We start from the raw sequence: 16,916 nt of genomic DNA on the forward strand, positions 1-16,916 counted from the left end.
ACAATGTTTTTGTGGATATTTCTTGTGATGAATTTGTAATGGGGTTGTGAGCGGTCAGACTTATCTGAGAAAAATCGCGATAGCGAATACTTATAATGTGGTTTTGATCTCGTTTTTAAGTAACGCGTTACATAGAATACGCAACAAAATACAACCCTCCTCAAATTTGGAGCCGACATGTCCCATGTTTTGCATTTTATTTTAGCACTAGTGGTGGTAGCGGTGCTGGCCTTGCTGGTCAGCAACGATCGTAAAAGCATCCGTCTTCGTTTTATCGTACAGCTTCTGGTCATCGAATTGTTGTTGGCGTGGTTCTTCCTGAACTCCTCCATCGGTCTCGGCTTCGTGCAGGGCTTCGCTGGTTTCTTTGATCATCTGCTCAAATATGCCGCCGAAGGCACCAACTTCGTGTTTGGCAATATGAGTGAAAAAGGTCTCGCCTTCTTCTTCCTCAACGTGCTTTGCCCGATCATCTTCATCTCGGCGTTGATTGGTATTTTGCAGCACTTCCGCATCTTACCTTGGGTGATTCGCGGCATTGGTACCGTACTGTCAAAAGTAAACGGTATGGGAAAACTGGAATCTTTCAACGCCGTAAGCTCTCTGATTTTGGGACAGTCAGAAAACTTTATCGCCTATAAAGATATCCTCGGCAAAATGTCACAGCGTCGCATGTACACCATGGCAGCGACCGCCATGTCGACGGTTTCCATGTCGATTGTCGGCGCCTACATGACCATGCTGCAGCCAAAATATGTGGTTGCCGCGCTGGTATTGAACATGTTCAGCACCTTTATCGTGCTGTCGCTGATTAACCCGTACCGCGTTGATAGCGAAGAAGATCTGCAATTGCAGGACCTGCACAAAGGCCAGAGCTTCTTTGAAATGCTGGGCGAATACATCCTCGCCGGTTTTAAAGTGGCAATGATTGTCGCTGCGATGCTGATTGGTTTTATTGCCTTGATTACGGGTCTGAACGCGCTGTTCGATCTGATTTTCGGCATCAGCTTCCAGGGCGTGCTGGGTTATGTGTTCTATCCATTTGCGTGGGTGATGGGCGTTCCTTCACACGAAGCGCTGCAAGTGGGCAGCATCATGGCAACCAAACTGGTTTCCAACGAATTCGTGGCGATGATGGATCTGCAGAAAATCGCCGGTCAGCTGTCACCTCATTCGGAAGGTATTCTCTCGGTGTTCCTCGTCTCCTTTGCTAACTTCTCCTCTATCGGGATTGTGGCGGGTGCGATTAAAGGTCTGCACGAAGAGCAAGGTAACGTGGTTTCACGCTTCGGCCTGAAACTGCTGTACGGTTCAACGCTGGTGAGCGTGCTATCAGCCGCTATCGCTGGCCTGGTGTTGGCCTTCTGATCAAAGGGGCGAGCTGCGGCTCGCCCTTCTCTTCTTATTTATTTCAATCGGTTCTATCCCACCTCGCCCCGGCTTTTCCCCCGCCATCACCCGCTTCACCATCAAACGCAAAACCTTTGCACAATATTGAATTTCCGTTCACACCGCCTGCGCCCGTAGTTTTTCTCCATGACGTCACTTCAGGAGAACCGCATGAGCATTCAATTCCTTGGCATGATTGGCCACCGCCTCGCCTCCGAGATTATCCCGGCTAGCGGCCCGCTGTTTGATAAAGAGTACATTGCGCGATTTGCGCGGGCGCACGAAGACGCCGGTTTTGATCGCATTCTGGAGGGCTATTGGTCGGATCAGCCGGATGGCTTTCTGGTCACCGCGCACGCGGCGGCGCACACCTCAACGCTGAAATTTTTGCTGGCGCATCGCCCCGGCTTTGTGTCGCCAACCCTGGCGGCGCGCAAACTGGCTTCGCTGGATCACTTAACCGACGGCCGTTTAGCGGTGCACATTATCAGCGGCGGCAGCGATGCCGAGCAGCGCCGCGACGGTGACTTCCTCAACAAAGCCGAGCGCTATGCGCGCAGCGATGAGTTTCTTACGGTGCTGAAGCAGAGCCTCGAATCCGCGCAGCCGTACGATCATCAAGGTCAATTTTATCAGGTCGAGCAGGCGTTTTCGGCCATCAAACCGTTGCAGAAAAAACTGCCAATCTATTTTGGCGGATCGTCGCAGGAAGCGATTGATGTCGCAGCACGGCATGCCGATGTGTTTGCGCTGTGGGGCGAACCGCTGAAAGGCGCGGAGGAGACAGTACGCAACGTGCGCGCTGCTGCTGCCAGACAGGGGCGCGAAATCAACTTCAACATCTCGTTCCGCCCGATTCTTGGCAAAACTGAAAAAGAAGCCTGGGAACGCGCGGAACACATCCGCGCCACGGCAGAGAAACAGCTCAACGAAACTGGCTTTGCCTTTGGCAAGGCGAAACCGCAGAGCGTTGGCGCACAGCGTTTACTCGCCGCCGCCAATGAAGGCGATCGTCTGGATAAAGTGCTGTGGACCGGCGTCGCAAAACTGGTTCAGGGCGGCTACAACTCCACCGCGCTGGTGGGAACGCCGGAACAAGTCTCCGATGCGCTGCTGGAATATTATCGCCTTGGCATCCATAGCGTGCTGATTCGCGGCTTCGACCCGCTTAACGATGCGGTGGAATATGGCCGTGAGCTGATTCCGCTGACGCGCGAGAAAGTCGATGCGCTCTCCGCCGCAGATAAAAGGAGCGCCTGAATCTGATGAGCCATTATCAGCACCAACGCCTGCGCGATTTCGTCGCAAATCTGGCTAATTTGCTGGATACAAAGCCCGAGGAAGCCACGGTGTTACAGCGTGGCAGCGAGTGGCTTGGCGAGCTGATTCGCCACGACGATTGGCTAGACGACGCCTTTAGCCAACCTCATCCCGAACACTATCAACAATATTTGTTGTATGCCGATGCGCAGCAGCGCTTCTCGGTGGTGAGTTTCGTTTGGGGGCCGGGCCAGCAAACGCCAATTCACGACCATCGCGTATGGGGATTGATTGGCATGCTGCGCGGCGCGGAAATTTCACAATCCTGGCAGCCGGGGCCGAACGGATTACAGCCGGAAGGCGCACCCGTTCGACTCGATCCCGGCAGCGTTGAAGCGGTATCACCAACGGTCGGCGATATTCATCGCGTCAGCAACGCCTATGACGACCGCGTCTCCATCAGCATTCACGTTTATGGCGCCAACATTGGCGCGGTCAAACGCGCGGTCTACCGCGAAGACGGCAGCGAAAAAACGTTTATCTCCGGTTACAGCAACCGCTACTTACCGAACATTTGGGACCTTTCACATGACTAAACCGGTTTTCCCTTTACGCCAGGCGGCGGACATTATTGATGCGCTGCGTCAGCAGCAGGAAGTGGCGATTGTCGATGTGCGCGATGAAGCGCTGTTTGCCACCGCGCATCCGCTGTTTGCGGTGAATATTCCGCTGTCAAAGCTGGAGCTTGAGCTACTGGACCGCATTCCACAGCGCACCACCGCCATCACGCTGTATGACGGCGGCGAAGGCCTGGCGCAAACCGCTGCCGAGCGCATTGCCGCACTGGGTTACAGCAATGTCGCGCTGCTGGCGGATGATTTGGCTGGCTGGCAAGCGGCGGGCGGCGAACTATTTATCGACGTTAATTCACCCAGCAAATCGTTTGGCGAGCTGGTTGAGCATTACAATCACACGCCTTCTTTGTCAGCGGACGAAGTGCATCAGCTGATTAACAGCGATGCTAACGTGGTGGTGCTGGATGCACGCCGTTTCGATGAATATCAAACCATGAGTATTCCAGGCGCTACCAGCGTGCCGGGCGGTGAGCTGGTGCTGCGCGTGCGTGATATCGCCCCATCGCCGGAGACCACGGTGATTGTCAACTGCGCCGGTCGCACACGCAGCATCATCGGTACGCAATCGCTGGTCAATGCCGGAATTCGCAATCCGGTGTTTGCACTACGCAATGGCACCATCGGCTGGACGTTGGCCGGACATGCGCTGGATAAAGGCCAGTCGCGCCGCTACGGCGAGGCCAGCGAAACGGCTCAGCGTCAGGCGGCGAACAATGCGCGCAGTATCGCCGATCGCGCGGGTGTGGAACGTATCCCACTCGCTACGCTCAAGCGTTGGCAGCAGGAGGCGCGCACCACTTATCTGTTTGATGTACGTGATGCCGACGAGTACGCCGCCGGGCATCTGCCGGGCAGCCGCCACGTGCCGGGGGGCCAATTAGTGCAGGAGACCGATCACTACGCCAGCGTACGTGGGGCACGTATCGTGCTGATTGATGATGATGGCGTGCGCGCCAATATGACCGCATCCTGGCTGGCACAGCTTGGCTGGCAGGTTTCAGTGCTGGAGGAGCTGCAGGCCAGTGATTTCAGTGAAAGCGGTAACTGGAAAGCGCAGGTGCCGCCCGTTGCTCAACCCGAACTCATCTCACCGCAGCAGTTAGCGGAATGGTTGCAGGAAGGGCAAACGCAGGTGCTGGATTTCACCACGCGCGCAAACCATCTTAACAGCCATATTCCGGGCGCGGCCTGGTTGCTGCGCTCTACTCTGCAACAGCAAGGCAAAGCGTTGTTGCCGGAGGCGCGTCGCTATGTATTAACCTGTGGCAGCAGCCTGCTGGCGGGTTATGCGGTGGAACAGGTGGCTGAGCTGACCGGCAAGCCGGTGTTTGTGCTGGAAGGCGGTAACGCTGCATGGCGCGGCGCGGGTTTGCCAACGGAGCAAGGAGAGCAGCAACTGCTGTCACCGGCTATCGAGCGCTATCGTCGCCCGTATGAAGGCACCGATATTGAAGCGGGCGTGATGCAGGCTTATCTGGACTGGGAATACGGTTTAGTGGCGCAGCTGGATCGCGATGGCACGCATGGTTTCCGTGTGCTGCAATTGCAGCCGCAAGCTGTTACAGCCTGACAATAATTCCGCGTTATGCAGTAATGTGGTCGCCATAAATGGCGACCCTACAAACGACAAAACCGCAATTTATTGCGTTGCGTTTAGAAGGTGATTTTTTGAATGTGTTCAGAACGAACAGAGATTTGGTGGAGATAAGCGGGATCGAACCGCTGACCTCTTGCATGCCATGCAAGCGCTCTCCCAGCTGAGCTATACCCCCACATCTGGAAATCATTTTTCGGTCAAACCGTTGGGAGCGGTTTGGTGGAGATAAGCGGGATCGAACCGCTGACCTCTTGCATGCCATGCAAGCGCTCTCCCAGCTGAGCTATACCCCCGAACCGAAAAACTGCCGAGTAAACTCGACGGACGGGATAATATGAAACCGCCTCTTGAGTGTCAACGTCAAATTCTCGTTCTGTGTTTGATCGCTGAAAAAGGCGTCAACCCCGCGTCAGCATGGCTTTTTTTTCTACACTTCATCCCAAATCGCCTCTATTTATATGCGCTATCCAACAATGCTCACCAAACCCAACCTCAACCCAGCGTTAATTTAAGGTTAAAGATGTTAGGAGCAGTCTTGTTTTCGTTAAAAGTGCGTGTAAAACTTAGCGCGCTAATTAACCGGTCATCCTGCCAGGGTGTTCTCTCAATGACCGGCCAGCAACGTCCCCATTAATCCATACAAGAAAAGTGAATTATGTCGCTGCATACACCTAAAGAGATCGCCCAACTGGCGATTCAAGCTGGCGTGGCTAAAAGCCGCCTTCCTATCTCCACCTTGTTAATTCTTGGCTTCATGGCCGGTGCGTTTATCGCCACTGGCTTCCTGCTAGATCTACATGTGATTAACCAACTGCCTGCTGAATGGGGCTCATTCGGCGTGCTGCTCGGCGCTGCGGTGTTCCCGGTTGGTTTGATCATGACGGTGCTGGCGGGCGGTGAGCTGCTGACCGGCAATATGATGACGATGCCAATCGCCTGGTTCGCGCGTCGCATCAGTGGCTTCAGCGTACTGCGTAACTGGTTTTGGGTTACCGTCGCCAATTTTATTGGCAGCGTTGCAGTAGCATGGTTTTTTGGTCACATGCTGGGCATGACAGAGGGCGATTACCTGAAGAAAACCGTGGCGATTGCGCACGCTAAAGTGAATGCCGATTTCCTGCACGCCTTTATTTCCGGCGTAGGCTGCAACTGGCTGGTGTGTTTGGCGGTGTGGCTCGCCTTCGCCAGTAAAGATGTGGTAGGTAAAATCTTCGGTATGTGGTTCCCGGTGATGGCGTTCGTGGCGATTGGCTTCCAGCACGTTGTCGCTAACATGTTTATTGTTCCGGCAGCGATTTTTGCCGGCCAGATGAGCTGGGCGGAGTTTGCGCCAAACGTAATTGCGGTGTTCCTTGGTAACGGCGTGGGCGGTGCAATTTTTGTTGGCCTCACCTATTTCATCGCTTTCCGTCCTGAACAACCCGCAGTGAGCGAAGCGCAATAACCGAATTTTGCCTTTTGTTGGAGAGCAGAAGGCATTTTCTGCCCAGGTTACTTTTCCCCGTTACGTTTTGTTGTAATATGTAGAACTAATGTATTTAACAGGGACTGCATCGTGAAAAAGGAATGGCTTACTCCCGAGGAGCTCGCGCTGGAAACGGGCTACAGTCGGCAAACGGTGAATAAATGGATCAAGCGTGAAAACTGGACAACCACGCCAAAGCCCGGTGTTCAGGGCGGTAAAGCGCGATTGATCCATATTGATGAGCGTGTAAAGAGCTTTGTTCAGTCCACCCGCCACGCGAACGAACCGGCGGCTAATTACGGTGCACAACAAAATACGTTACCTGCGTTATTAATAAATTCTGTCCAGCAAATGACGGCAGCGGAGCAAGAGCAATTTGCGGCGTTGTTATTGCGGGAGGGAATTCGAGGCGTACTGGAGCGTCTGGGGATTCAGGAAGAATAAATAAGCCGGAAGCAGATGCTTCCGGCTTTTTCATATTATGCGTTTGCTTCACGCTCAGCGATGAAGGCCAGCGCTTTCTCAATACGTGCAACGCTGCGGCTGCGACCAATCGCTTCCACGGTCACATCCAGCGCCGGTGACTGGCCTGAACCGGTCACCGCAACACGCAGTGGCATACCGACTTTACCCATGCCCAGCTCCAGCTCATCTGCCGCAGACTGAATTGCATGATGCACATTCTCAGCGTTCCAGTTGCTGTCGCTGATCGCGGCCAGTTTGTCACGCACCACTTCCAGCGGCTGACGCGCGACCGGACGCAGATGCTTCTTCGCCGCGTCAGCATCAAAGGCTTCGAACTCTTCATAGAAGTAACGGCAAGATGCCGCGATCTCTACCAGAGTTTTGCAACGCTCGCCCAGCAAGGTAACCAGCTTAGCCAGTTCCGGACCGGTGCGGGTATCAATCTTCTGCTGCTCAATATGCCATTGCAGCTGTGTAGCAACGTATTCCGGCGGCAGCGTATTAATGTAGTGATGGTTCAGCCACTGCAGCTTTTCAGTGTTGAAAGCACTGGCCGATTTGCTCACCGCATCCAGGGTGAACAGCTCTGCCATTTCCGGCACGCTGAAGATCTCCTGATCGCCATGTGACCAGCCGAGGCGCACCAAATAGTTGAGCAGCGCTTCCGGCAGATAACCGTCATCACGATATTGCATCACGCCGACAGCGCCATGACGCTTAGACAGCTTCTTACTGTCATCGCCAAGGATCATTGAGACGTGCGCATAGGTTGGCACTTCTGCACCGATCGCTTTCAGGATGTTGATCTGGCGTGGCGTGTTGTTGATATGGTCTTCACCACGAATCACGTGAGTGATGCCCATATCCCAGTCATCCACCACCACACAGAAGTTGTAGGTTGGCGAACCGTCGGTACGACGAATGATCAGGTCATCCAGTTCCTGGTTGCTGAATTCAATCGGGCCACGAATCTGATCGTCAAAGATGACAGAACCATCCTGCGGGTTGCGGAAGCGCACCACGCACGGCTCATCAGCAGCGTGATGTTCATGGCTGTCGCGGCAGCGGCCGTCATAACGCGGCTTTTCGCCCTTTTCCATCTGCTCTTCACGCAGCGCATCAAGACGTTCTTTACTGCAGTAGCATTTATAGGCCGTGCCCGCTTCCAGCATGTCGTCGATCACCGCGTTGTAGCGATCAAAACGCTTAGTCTGATAATACGGACCTTCATCCCAGTTAAGGCTCAGCCAGTTCATACCATCCATGATGGCTTCAATGGCTTCCGGTGTGGAACGCTCCAGATCGGTATCTTCGATACGCAGAACAAATTCGCCCTTGTTATGGCGAGCATAAAGCCATGAGTAAAGAGCAGTACGAGCACCGCCTACGTGCAAATAGCCGGTTGGGCTGGGTGCGAAGCGAGTTTTGATTTTCATTCAGCATTGCCTTAAATGCGCAGGTTTTATTGTCTGGATGACAAAAAAACGGGTTAACGCGAAAAAACAGTGCGCACATTCTAGCAGGTGAGGCTGATTCCTCAATGATTGTCGCGGTGGCATCCCGGTTTGCTGTGCGCTTTTCTGCTAATAAAACCAGCACATTGGCGAAAAGCGCCCCACGATGATTATTTTTAAAGCGAACGCACATTTAAGTTTTAAAAACCGTTGACTCACTTTGAAGGATCCCTATAATGCGACTCCACACAGCGGGGGTGATTAGCTCAGTTGGTAGAGCATCTCCCTTACAAGGAGGGGGTCGGCGGTTCGAGCCCGTCATCACCCACCACTCTTTAGAAGGTTTAGAGGTGGCCCGCAGTGAACAAGAGATAAGATATGGGTGATTAGCTCAGTTGGTAGAGCATCTCCCTTACAAGGAGGGGGTCGGCGGTTCGAGCCCGTCATCACCCACCATATCTTAGTCAGATGACGCTCTTGTTAAGCAGTACGAAGTGGGTGATTAGCTCAGTTGGTAGAGCATCTCCCTTACAAGGAGGGGGTCGGCGGTTCGAGCCCGTCATCACCCACCACTTCGGGTCGTTAGCTCAGTTGGTAGAGCAGTTGACTTTTAATCAATTGGTCGCAGGTTCGAATCCTGCACGACCCACCAATTCAGAGAAAAGCGCCTTTTAGGCGCTTTTTTCGTTTCTATCGCCTGCACGTTAGCGAACCAAAACCCAACAAAACCTTTTCGCAAGCTTAACACTCCCTGCCCTCAAGCCTCCCGCTGCTCTGACCGATAACGATAATGGTCTATTGCAAGGAGAAAACCATGTCTATATCCAGCGTTAGTAGTGTCAGTACCGCAAGTAGCGGCGGCGGATCGACCTCAGAAATCGCCAGCCTTAACAAACAGATTCAATCCATCACCAAGCAGCTGAAAGATCTTTCCAGCGACGATACGCTCACCGATGAACAAAAATCGGAACAGGAGCAGATGCTGCAATCACAGATTCAAATGATTGAAGCGCAAATCGCGCAGATTGAGCAGCAGCAAGCCGAGAAAGCGCAACAGAAACAGGAAGCCCAGCAACCTGCGGCGAACAAAGCCGATGGAATTAACCGTCCGACGGATACCAATCAGATCAACGTGTACGTTTAAAACGCCGGCTTCAGCATGCGTTGTTGCGTCAGCAGGGCCGCCTGCTGACGCACTTCCTGCCAGATCGCTTCTGCGGCGGGTGTCAGCGAGCGGTTTTTGCGCTTTATCAGCATCAGGCTGCGATTAATTTCCGGATAGAGACGTCGCACCGTGAGTTTGCGTCCTGACGGCAACGGCAAGGCCAGCGCGGGCAGAATGCTGATGCCAATCCCCGCTTCCACCATCGGATAAAGCGTGGCGGGATGGCCGATTTCCTGCACCACATGCACATTTAACACCAGTTGTTGCAGCGCGGCATCGACTAATACGCGACTGCCAGAAGCATAATCCTGCAGCACCATATTGCGTCCGGCCAGCATCGACCACTTTGCCTGTTCAATGTGCGCCAGCTCGTCATCTTCATGACACAGCAGTAAAAAAGGCTCCTGCAGAATCTCTTCGCTAGCGAAATCGGTGTCGTTGAGCGGGCCAATCACAATGCCAAAATCGACCTCCGCATTGCGTACGCTTTGCAACACCCATTGCTGCACGCGGTCATGCAGGATGACGCGGATATCCGGATAGCGCTGCTGGCTGCTGGCCAGACACTGCGGCATCAGGTGGGCAGAAGGCGTTTGACTGGCGGCAACACGCACCGTGCCGCTGCGCTGTTCGCCATAGCTGCGCACATCCAACACGGTGGTATTGAGATCTTCCAGCAGACGATTAAGCCGCGTAGCCAGCTGCTGCCCCGCTTCGGTCAGCATCACTTCTCGCGTGGTGCGATCCAGTAAGCGTACGCCCATTTCCGCTTCCAGCTCTTTAATGCTGTGGCTAACCGCAGACTGACTCAAACCAATCGCTTGTCCGGCCAAACTAAAGCTGCCGTGATGCGCCACGGCTACAAAGGTGCGCAACTGACGTAAGGTGTAATTCATCGATATCGCTCATAGATTAATGCAATAAATCAATTTTATTTCTAAACCTAGCGGGCGCACAATCAGCACCATCAATTTTTTAAATTTAACCGGATTTTAACAATGGGATTTTTACGCCTCGATCCGATGATGATTAAACTCATCATCACCGTGCTGCTGGCCAGCTTTATTCCTGCCAAAGGCGTCTTTGTCGACATCTTTGAATATTTGACCACCGCCGCCATCGCCCTGCTGTTCTTTATGCATGGCGCTAAACTGTCGCGCGAGAAAATCATTGCCGGCAGCAGCCACTGGCGTTTGCACTTGTGGATTATGTGCAGCACCTTTGTGGTATTCCCAATTTTAGGATTGCTGCTGGTGTGGTGGCATCCGGTGAATGTCGGTCCGGAGATTTATACCGGCTTTATCTATCTCTGCATTCTGCCTGCTACCGTGCAGTCAGCCATCGCCTTTACCTCGATGGCGGGCGGTAATGTTGCCGCAGCGGTATGTGCAGCGTCGGCATCCAGCCTGCTCGGCGTATTTATCTCGCCGCTGCTGGTGAATCTGGTAATGAATGTACATAGCGAAATGCCGGGTAATGGGCTGGAGCAGATTGGCAAAATCATGCTGCAGTTACTGGTACCGTTTGTTATTGGTCATCTGTCACGCCGCTGGATCGGCGGTTGGGTGGAAAAAAATCGCAGCCTGATTGGTAAAACTGACCAGACATCCATTCTGCTGGTGGTTTACTCAGCCTTCAGTGAAGCAGTTGTGAACGGTATTTGGCACCGCGTCGGTTTGGATACGCTGTTATGGATTCTGGCGGGCAGCCTGCTCATTCTGTTTGTTGCGCTGGCGATTAATCTCGGAGCATCACGCCTGTTTGGCTTTAGCCGTGCCGATGAAATCACCGTACTGTTCTGCGGCTCGAAAAAGAGTCTGGCAAACGGTGTGCCGATGGCCAACATCCTGTTCCCGGCCGCATCTGTGGGTATTATCGTGCTGCCGCTGATGATCTTCCATCAGGTACAGTTAATGGTGTGTTCTTTCATTGCCCAGCGCTATAAAGCCGGCAATGAAAAACGGCTGGCGCAGCAGCCAGTAGAAGCGCAGAAATCCTAAATAGAACGGCCCGCAAATGCGGGCCGTTTGGTTATTCACTGCGCTTGAGCGGTTTGATTAAACCTTCCAGCCCTTCAATCTTAATTGTCAGCGTCAGCTGCATCAATTCGCCTAACTTACCGGCCGGAAATTCATCTTTGCGGGCGAACCACAGCAAATACTCCTCCGGCACATCAATCAGCACTCTGCCCTTGTACTTGCCGAACGGCATCACGGTATTGGCGATTTCTACCAGTTGCTGTTTATCCACGTTAGGCTCCGAGCAGGCGAATCATTTCCGCTTCATCGATCACCGGAATGCCGAGTTCCTGCGCTTTCGCCAGCTTGGAACCGGCCGCTTCGCCCGCTATCAGCAAATCGGTTTTCTTCGACACGCTGCCACTCACTTTAGCGCCCAGCGCCACCAAACGCTCTTTGGCATCATCACGATTCATCTGCGACAAAGAACCAGTCAGTACCACGGTTTTACCGGCAAACGGACTATCAATCTCTTCGACATTCACCACTTCAACCTGCGGCCAATGCACGCCAATCTCTTCGGTAAGATCGCGAATAACGGCGCGATTGCTCTCTTCATCCATAAAGTTACGCACATGCGTTGCCACCACTTTGCCGACATCCTGCACTTCAATTAGGGCATCGAGATCGGCGTTCATCACCTTTTCCAGCTCGCCAAAGTGATTGGCAAGGTTAGCAGCGGTGGCTTCGCCGACTTCACGAATACCCAGCGCATAGAGGAAACGCGCCAGCGTGGTGGATTTGGCCTTTTCCAGCGCATCAACCACGTTCTGCGCCGATTTCGGCCCCATGCGATCGAGGCCGGTCAGCTTACCGGCCGTAAGACGGAACAGATCTGCTGGCGTTAAGACGTACTCTTTCTCTACCAGCTGATCGATGATTTTGTCGCCCATGCCATCGACATCCATCGCACGACGCGAAACGAAATGTTTGAGTGCTTCTTTGCGCTGCGCGCCACAAATCAGGCCGCCGGTGCAGCGCGTTACCACTTCACCTTCCACGCGCTCAACGTCTGAACCGCACACCGGGCAATGACTCGGGAAGACGATTTCACGCGTCTCTTGCGGGCGCTCCGATTCCACCACATTTACCACTTGCGGAATCACGTCACCGGCGCGGCGAATCACGACTTTGTCGCCGATGCGCAAACCCAATCGGGCGATTTCATCAGCGTTATGCAGGGTAGCGTTGCTCACCACAACGCCCGCAACCTGAACCGGCTCCAGACGCGCGACTGGCGTAATCGCGCCGGTGCGGCCTACCTGAAATTCGACATCGCGCACGAACGTCATCTGTTCCTGCGCCGGGAATTTAAAGGCCACAGCCCAGCGCGGCGCACGCGCCACAAAGCCGAGTTGCTCCTGCAGCGCCTGTGAATCGACCTTGATAACCACGCCATCAATGTCGAAGCCGAGCGACGGGCGCTCCAGCTCAACCTGACGATAAAACGCCAGCACTTCACCGGCGCTATGAGCCAGACGAATACGATCGGTGACCGGCAATCCCCACGCCTTAAACTGTTGCAAACGTTGCCAATGGCTGGCGGGCATTTCACCGCCTTCCAGCAGACCAAAACCGTAGCAGAAGAAGGTCAGCGGACGTTTGGCGGTAATGCGCGGATCGAGCTGACGCAGCGAACCGGCAGCTGCGTTACGTGGGTTTGCAAAGACTTTCGCGCCGGTGCGACGCGCTTCTTCATTCAGCTTTTCAAAGCCGCTTTCGGTGATAAACACTTCGCCACGCACTTCAACGCGTGCGGGAATGTTGTCGCCATGCAGACGCAGTGGAATGGCGTGAATAGTGCGCACGTTCGCCGTGATGTTCTCGCCGGTGGTGCCATCTCCACGCGTTGCTGCGCGCACCAGCAAACCATCTTCATACAGCAAACTCACCGCTAAGCCATCCAGCTTGAGCTCGCAGCAATAAGTCAATTCGTCAGTGCTTTTAAGGCGATCCTGCACGCGTTTGTTGAAGGCAAGGAAGCCCGCTTCATCAAAGGTGTTATCCAGCGACAACATCGGCACTTCATGCCGCACTTGCTCAAAAGCTGCCAGCGGTGCCGCGCCCACGCGTTGTGTCGGAGAATCAGGTGTAATCAAATCAGGATGAGCGCTTTCCAGCTCGCGCAGCTGAACCATCAATCGGTCATACTCTGCATCCGGAATCTCCGGCGTATCCATCACGTGGTAGAGATATTCGTGGTGACGTAACGTGGTGCGCAGCGCGGTGATCTGCTCCTGAACCGATTTCATAGTCTCTTATCCGATAAAAAACCCCCGACATGCGGGGGTTGTATTTGTTTTGACTCAGCTAGCGGCGATTAACCGATAACTTCGCGAATACGCGTTTTGTAGGTTTCCAGCTTCTGCGGCGTCATCATACGACGCTCATCGTCCAGCACCACGCCACCCACATCATCGGCGATACGCTGTGCGGATTGCAGCATCAGCTTGAAGTTCTGGTTCGCATCGCCGTACGACGGCACCATCATGAAGATGGAGATGCCGGGCGTTGAGAAGTTGCCCATTTGATCCGGATCGAATGAACCCGGTTTCACCATGTTCGCCAGGCTAAACAGCACCGGACCGCTGCCTGCTGGACTCAGGTGGCGATGGAAAATGTTCATCTCACCAAACTGGAATCCGGCCTGCAGAATGCCCTGCAACAGCGCTTCACCATTCAGTTCGCCGCCCGCGTGTGCAGCAACATGCAGCACTAATACGGCTTCTTTTTTACTGCCCGGCGCAGCCGCCGCTGGCTGTTGCGCTTCGGGTTGATGCGCAACTGGCACTTCAGGTTCAAATTCTGGCTCTTCTGCCGCCTGGAACTCTGGCGCAGGCTGCGTTGCGGAAAGCGGTTCGTTATCCAGCAGCGGATCGGCCTGAATCGGTTGTGGTGCAGGCGCTGGCGTTGGCTTCGCCACGGGCGCTTGTGGCGCCACCGGCTTACGCACTTCAGGTTCGTCATCCAGCAACGGATCGCCCAATAACGGGTCAGCCTGACGTGATGCCGGTTGACGCACAGGTTCAGGCGCACGCGGCGCGCTCGCTGGACGCGCAGTGAATTCGGGTTCTTCATCCGCATCACGATGACGACGTACACGGACTTCGCCGACGCCATCATCTTCTTCGCTCAGCAGATCTTCATCGGCTTCTTCGCGCTGTTTCAGACGTTTGTGCGGGCGATCACGAAACACGGAGGAGCGCTCTTTACGGCTGGTCCACAGTCCATGAAGTAGCAGCGCTATTATGGCGATCGCGCCAACAACGATTAATATCAGACGCAAATCCTGCATCATTGTATTCTCTGTTGTTCCAATACCTTGCCACCACGGCAAACTTTATCCTCTAACTGTATTTGCCCAGCTAAACAAGTGCAAGTCTGTGCAGTATTTTCTGACAAATTAGATAGCTGCCCCACGTTTTTTTGCTGTTTTTTCGCGCAAACCAGACCTGAAGCCGACAAAAAGCCAGGTTATGATGGTCGCGCCGCTATATTTAGGAGAAAGGCTCGCTATGCCCGCAGGAAATTCGGTCTCAACTTTTAATGGTGTTCACTACTTCGCTGAAGGATGGAAACTGGTGCGCCTGCCCGGCATTCGTCGCTATGTCATCATGCCGCTACTGATCAACATTGTGCTGCTCGGCGGTGCCTTTGTCTGGCTGTTTCAGCGTTTGGGGCAGTGGATCCCAGCTTTAATGTCACATATCCCCGACTGGTTGCAGTGGCTGAGTTATCTGCTGTGGCCGCTATCGGTGATTTCGATTGTGTTGGTGTTCAGTTACTTCTTTTCGACGCTGGCAAACCTGATTGCTGCGCCCTTCTGTGGCTTGCTCGCCGAGCAGCTTGAAGGGAGATTGACCGGAACGCCACTGCCCGATAGTGGCTGGATGGCCATGGTTAAAGATGTACCGCGCATCATGAAACGAGAGTTACAGAAGCTTGGCTACTATTTGCCGCGTGCAATTGGTTTGCTGTTGCTGCACTTCATCCCTGGATTTGGACAAACGGTGGCACCGGTTCTATGGTTTTTATTCAGTGCGTGGATGCTGTCCGTGCAGTATTGCGATTACCCCTTTGATAACCACAAAGTGAGTTTTCAGCAGATGCGCCAGGCGCTGCGCCAGCACAAAAGCGCCAATATGCAGTTTGGTGCGCTGGTCAGCCTGTTCACCATGATCCCGATTATCAATCTGGCGATTCTGCCGGTGGCGGTATGCGGTGCGACGGCCATGTGGGTTGATCGTTATCATGCACAACATGCGCGCCGTTAAAGCTTTAAAATGCCTTATGCATTTTTGCGTAAGGCTTATGGTTGTGCGCTATATAGATATGCGATTTCTTTCCTTCCGCACATCATTAGAAAAGGTATGCTCTGAGGGTTCCCAATATTTCATACAGTTAAGGACGAGCTATGAGTAAGATCTATGAAGACAACTCTCTGACAATTGGTCATACGCCGCTGGTTCGACTGAACCGCATCGGTAACGGCCGCATTCTGGCTAAGGTCGAGTCGCGCAACCCGAGCTTCAGCATCAAATGCCGTATCGGTGCCAATATGATTTGGGACGCGGAAAAACGCGGTATTTTGAAACCGGGCGTTGAGCTGGTTGAGCCAACTAGCGGTAACACCGGTATTGCGCTGGCTTACGTCGCCGCAGCGCGCGGTTACAAGCTGACGCTGACCATGCCAGAAACCATGTCAATTGAGCGCCGCAAGCTGCTGAAAGCGTTGGGTGCTAACCTGGTGCTGACCGAAGGTCCAAAAGGCATGAAAGGTGCCATCGCGAAGGCAGAAGAGATAGTCGCCAGCGATCCGGATAAATATGTGCTGCTGCAGCAATTCAGCAACCCAGCCAACCCGGAAATCCACGAGAAAACCACCGGCCCAGAAATCTGGGAAGATACCGATGGCGAAGTTGACGTGTTCATCGCGGGCGTGGGCACCGGCGGTACGCTGACTGGCGTGAGCCGCTACATCAAGAACACCAAAGGCAAGAAAGAGCTGATTACCGTTGCCGTAGAGCCAACCGATTCACCGGTTATTGCTCAGGCGCTGGCGGGCGAAGAGATTAAGCCGGGTCCACATAAAATTCAGGGCATCGGTGCCGGCTTCATTCCTGGCAACCTTGACCTGAAATTGATTGACCGCGTAATCGCCATCACTAACGAAGAAGCCATTAGCACCGCACGTCAGCTGATGGAAGAAGAAGGCATTCTGGCGGGTATCTCTTCAGGTGCTGCCGTTGCTGCCGCGCTGAAGCTGCAAGAGGATGAAGCCTTCGCCAACAAGAACATCGTGGTGATCCTGCCCTCCTCCGGCGAACGCTATTTAAGTACCGCACTGTTTGCCGATCTCTTCACTGAGAAAGAGCTGCAGCAGTGATGCTCAAAGTCTGAAACTGACGAAAAAAGCACCCGAATGGGTGCTTTTTTGTGGTGCAGATCTCACTTTTATCACCAGACAG

15 protein-coding genes and 6 tRNA genes are annotated in these 16,916 nt (G+C 53.8%); 14 read left to right on the forward strand and 7 right to left on the reverse strand.

What is annotated here, in order from left to right:
* Nucleotides 1–177 precede the first annotated feature (177 nt).
* The 4 genes from FHW71_RS04455 to FHW71_RS04470 all read left to right on the forward strand — a co-directional run bounded on the left by FHW71_RS04455 (nt 178) and on the right by FHW71_RS04470 (nt 4,854).
* Nucleotides 178–1,368 (forward strand): NupC/NupG family nucleoside CNT transporter, encoded by a 1,191-nt coding sequence (locus tag FHW71_RS04455; protein ID WP_008101354.1) that lies wholly within the window; start codon nt 178–180, stop codon nt 1,366–1,368.
* 192 nt (nt 1,369–1,560) lie between these two features.
* Entirely contained in the window at nt 1,561–2,649 is a 1,089-nt protein-coding gene (locus tag FHW71_RS04460) for an LLM class flavin-dependent oxidoreductase (protein ID WP_179449963.1), read from the forward strand.
* A 5-nt stretch (nt 2,650–2,654) separates the two neighbouring features.
* A complete protein-coding gene (locus FHW71_RS04465; protein WP_179449962.1) occupies nt 2,655–3,245 on the forward strand; it encodes a cysteine dioxygenase in 591 nt (196 codons plus the stop codon).
* A complete protein-coding gene (locus FHW71_RS04470; protein ID WP_179449961.1) occupies nt 3,238–4,854 on the forward strand; it encodes a rhodanese homology domain-containing protein in 1,617 nt (538 codons plus the stop codon). The genes FHW71_RS04465 and FHW71_RS04470 overlap by 8 nt, the downstream gene beginning before the upstream one ends.
* 126 nt (nt 4,855–4,980) lie before the next feature.
* Here FHW71_RS04470 and FHW71_RS04475 read toward each other — a convergent pair.
* Both FHW71_RS04475 and FHW71_RS04480 read right to left on the reverse strand, forming a co-directional pair.
* A tRNA-Ala gene (locus FHW71_RS04475) sits at nt 4,981–5,056 on the reverse strand.
* Nucleotides 5,057–5,098: 42 nt separating this feature from the next.
* A tRNA-Ala gene (locus FHW71_RS04480) sits at nt 5,099–5,174 on the reverse strand.
* 362 nt (nt 5,175–5,536) lie between these two features.
* Here FHW71_RS04480 and FHW71_RS04485 point away from each other — a divergent pair.
* Together FHW71_RS04485 and FHW71_RS04490 are read left to right on the forward strand one after the other, a co-directional pair.
* Entirely contained in the window at nt 5,537–6,325 is a 789-nt protein-coding gene (locus FHW71_RS04485) for a formate/nitrite transporter family protein (RefSeq protein WP_008102137.1), read from the forward strand.
* A gap of 111 nt (nt 6,326–6,436) precedes the next feature.
* Complete coding sequence (locus FHW71_RS04490; protein ID WP_008102134.1) at nt 6,437–6,790, forward strand: YfeC-like transcriptional regulator; 354 nt, start codon at nt 6,437–6,439, stop codon at nt 6,788–6,790.
* 35 nt (nt 6,791–6,825) lie between these two features.
* Here FHW71_RS04490 and gltX read toward each other — a convergent pair whose 3' ends face one another.
* Nucleotides 6,826–8,247 (reverse strand): glutamate--tRNA ligase, encoded by a 1,422-nt coding sequence (gene gltX, locus FHW71_RS04495; RefSeq protein ID WP_101763585.1) that lies wholly within the window; start codon nt 8,245–8,247, stop codon nt 6,826–6,828.
* A gap of 273 nt (nt 8,248–8,520) precedes the next feature.
* Here gltX and FHW71_RS04500 point away from each other — a divergent pair.
* From FHW71_RS04500 to FHW71_RS04520, 5 genes are all read left to right on the forward strand, one after another.
* Nucleotides 8,521–8,596: transfer RNA gene (locus FHW71_RS04500), tRNA-Val, on the forward strand.
* A gap of 49 nt (nt 8,597–8,645) precedes the next feature.
* A tRNA-Val gene (locus FHW71_RS04505) sits at nt 8,646–8,721 on the forward strand.
* Nucleotides 8,722–8,761: 40 nt separating this feature from the next.
* Nucleotides 8,762–8,837: transfer RNA gene (locus FHW71_RS04510), tRNA-Val, on the forward strand.
* 4 nt (nt 8,838–8,841) lie between these two features.
* Nucleotides 8,842–8,917, forward strand: a tRNA-Lys gene (locus FHW71_RS04515).
* 162 nt (nt 8,918–9,079) lie between these two features.
* Nucleotides 9,080–9,409 (forward strand): FlxA-like family protein, encoded by a 330-nt coding sequence (locus FHW71_RS04520; protein ID WP_154155757.1) that lies wholly within the window; start codon nt 9,080–9,082, stop codon nt 9,407–9,409.
* On the opposite strand, the gene FHW71_RS04525 is transcribed toward FHW71_RS04520, so the two are convergent.
* On the reverse strand, nt 9,406–10,326 hold the full coding sequence (locus FHW71_RS04525; protein WP_179449960.1) for a LysR family transcriptional regulator: 921 nt from the start codon (nt 10,324–10,326) through the stop codon (nt 9,406–9,408). The two genes, FHW71_RS04520 and FHW71_RS04525, sit on opposite strands and share 4 nt — an antisense overlap.
* 102 nt (nt 10,327–10,428) lie before the next feature.
* Here FHW71_RS04525 and FHW71_RS04530 point away from each other — a divergent pair, with 102 nt between their 5' ends.
* Nucleotides 10,429–11,430, forward strand: a complete 1,002-nt coding sequence (locus FHW71_RS04530; protein WP_179449959.1) for a bile acid:sodium symporter family protein — start codon at nt 10,429–10,431, stop codon at nt 11,428–11,430.
* A 31-nt stretch (nt 11,431–11,461) separates the two neighbouring features.
* On the opposite strand, the gene FHW71_RS04535 is transcribed toward FHW71_RS04530, so the two are convergent.
* The 3 genes from FHW71_RS04535 to zipA all read right to left on the reverse strand — a co-directional run bounded on the left by FHW71_RS04535 (nt 11,462) and on the right by zipA (nt 14,746).
* Nucleotides 11,462–11,680, reverse strand: a complete 219-nt coding sequence (locus FHW71_RS04535; protein ID WP_008107783.1) for a DUF3820 family protein — start codon at nt 11,678–11,680, stop codon at nt 11,462–11,464.
* A gap of 1 nt (nt 11,681) precedes the next feature.
* Nucleotides 11,682–13,700 carry an NAD-dependent DNA ligase LigA gene (ligA, locus tag FHW71_RS04540; RefSeq protein ID WP_179449958.1) on the reverse strand — a complete coding sequence of 673 codons (2,019 nt, stop codon included), beginning with the start codon at nt 13,698–13,700 and terminating at the stop codon, nt 11,682–11,684.
* A 68-nt stretch (nt 13,701–13,768) separates the two neighbouring features.
* Nucleotides 13,769–14,746: a cell division protein ZipA gene (gene zipA / locus FHW71_RS04545; RefSeq protein ID WP_179449957.1), complete on the reverse strand. Its 978-nt coding sequence runs from the start codon at nt 14,744–14,746 to the stop codon at nt 13,769–13,771.
* Between the two features lie 217 nt (nt 14,747–14,963).
* Between zipA and cysZ the strand changes: the two genes are divergently transcribed.
* Complete coding sequence (gene cysZ / locus FHW71_RS04550) at nt 14,964–15,722, forward strand: sulfate transporter CysZ (protein ID WP_179449956.1); 759 nt, start codon at nt 14,964–14,966, stop codon at nt 15,720–15,722.
* 140 nt (nt 15,723–15,862) lie between these two features.
* Entirely contained in the window at nt 15,863–16,834 is a 972-nt protein-coding gene (gene cysK / locus FHW71_RS04555; protein WP_008107790.1) for a cysteine synthase A, read from the forward strand.
* Nucleotides 16,835–16,916: the final 82 nt, after the last annotated feature.

It is taken from the genome of Enterobacter sp. Sphag1F (assembly GCF_014193275.1).
Classification (GTDB): domain Bacteria; phylum Pseudomonadota; class Gammaproteobacteria; order Enterobacterales; family Enterobacteriaceae; genus Pantoea; species Pantoea symbiotica.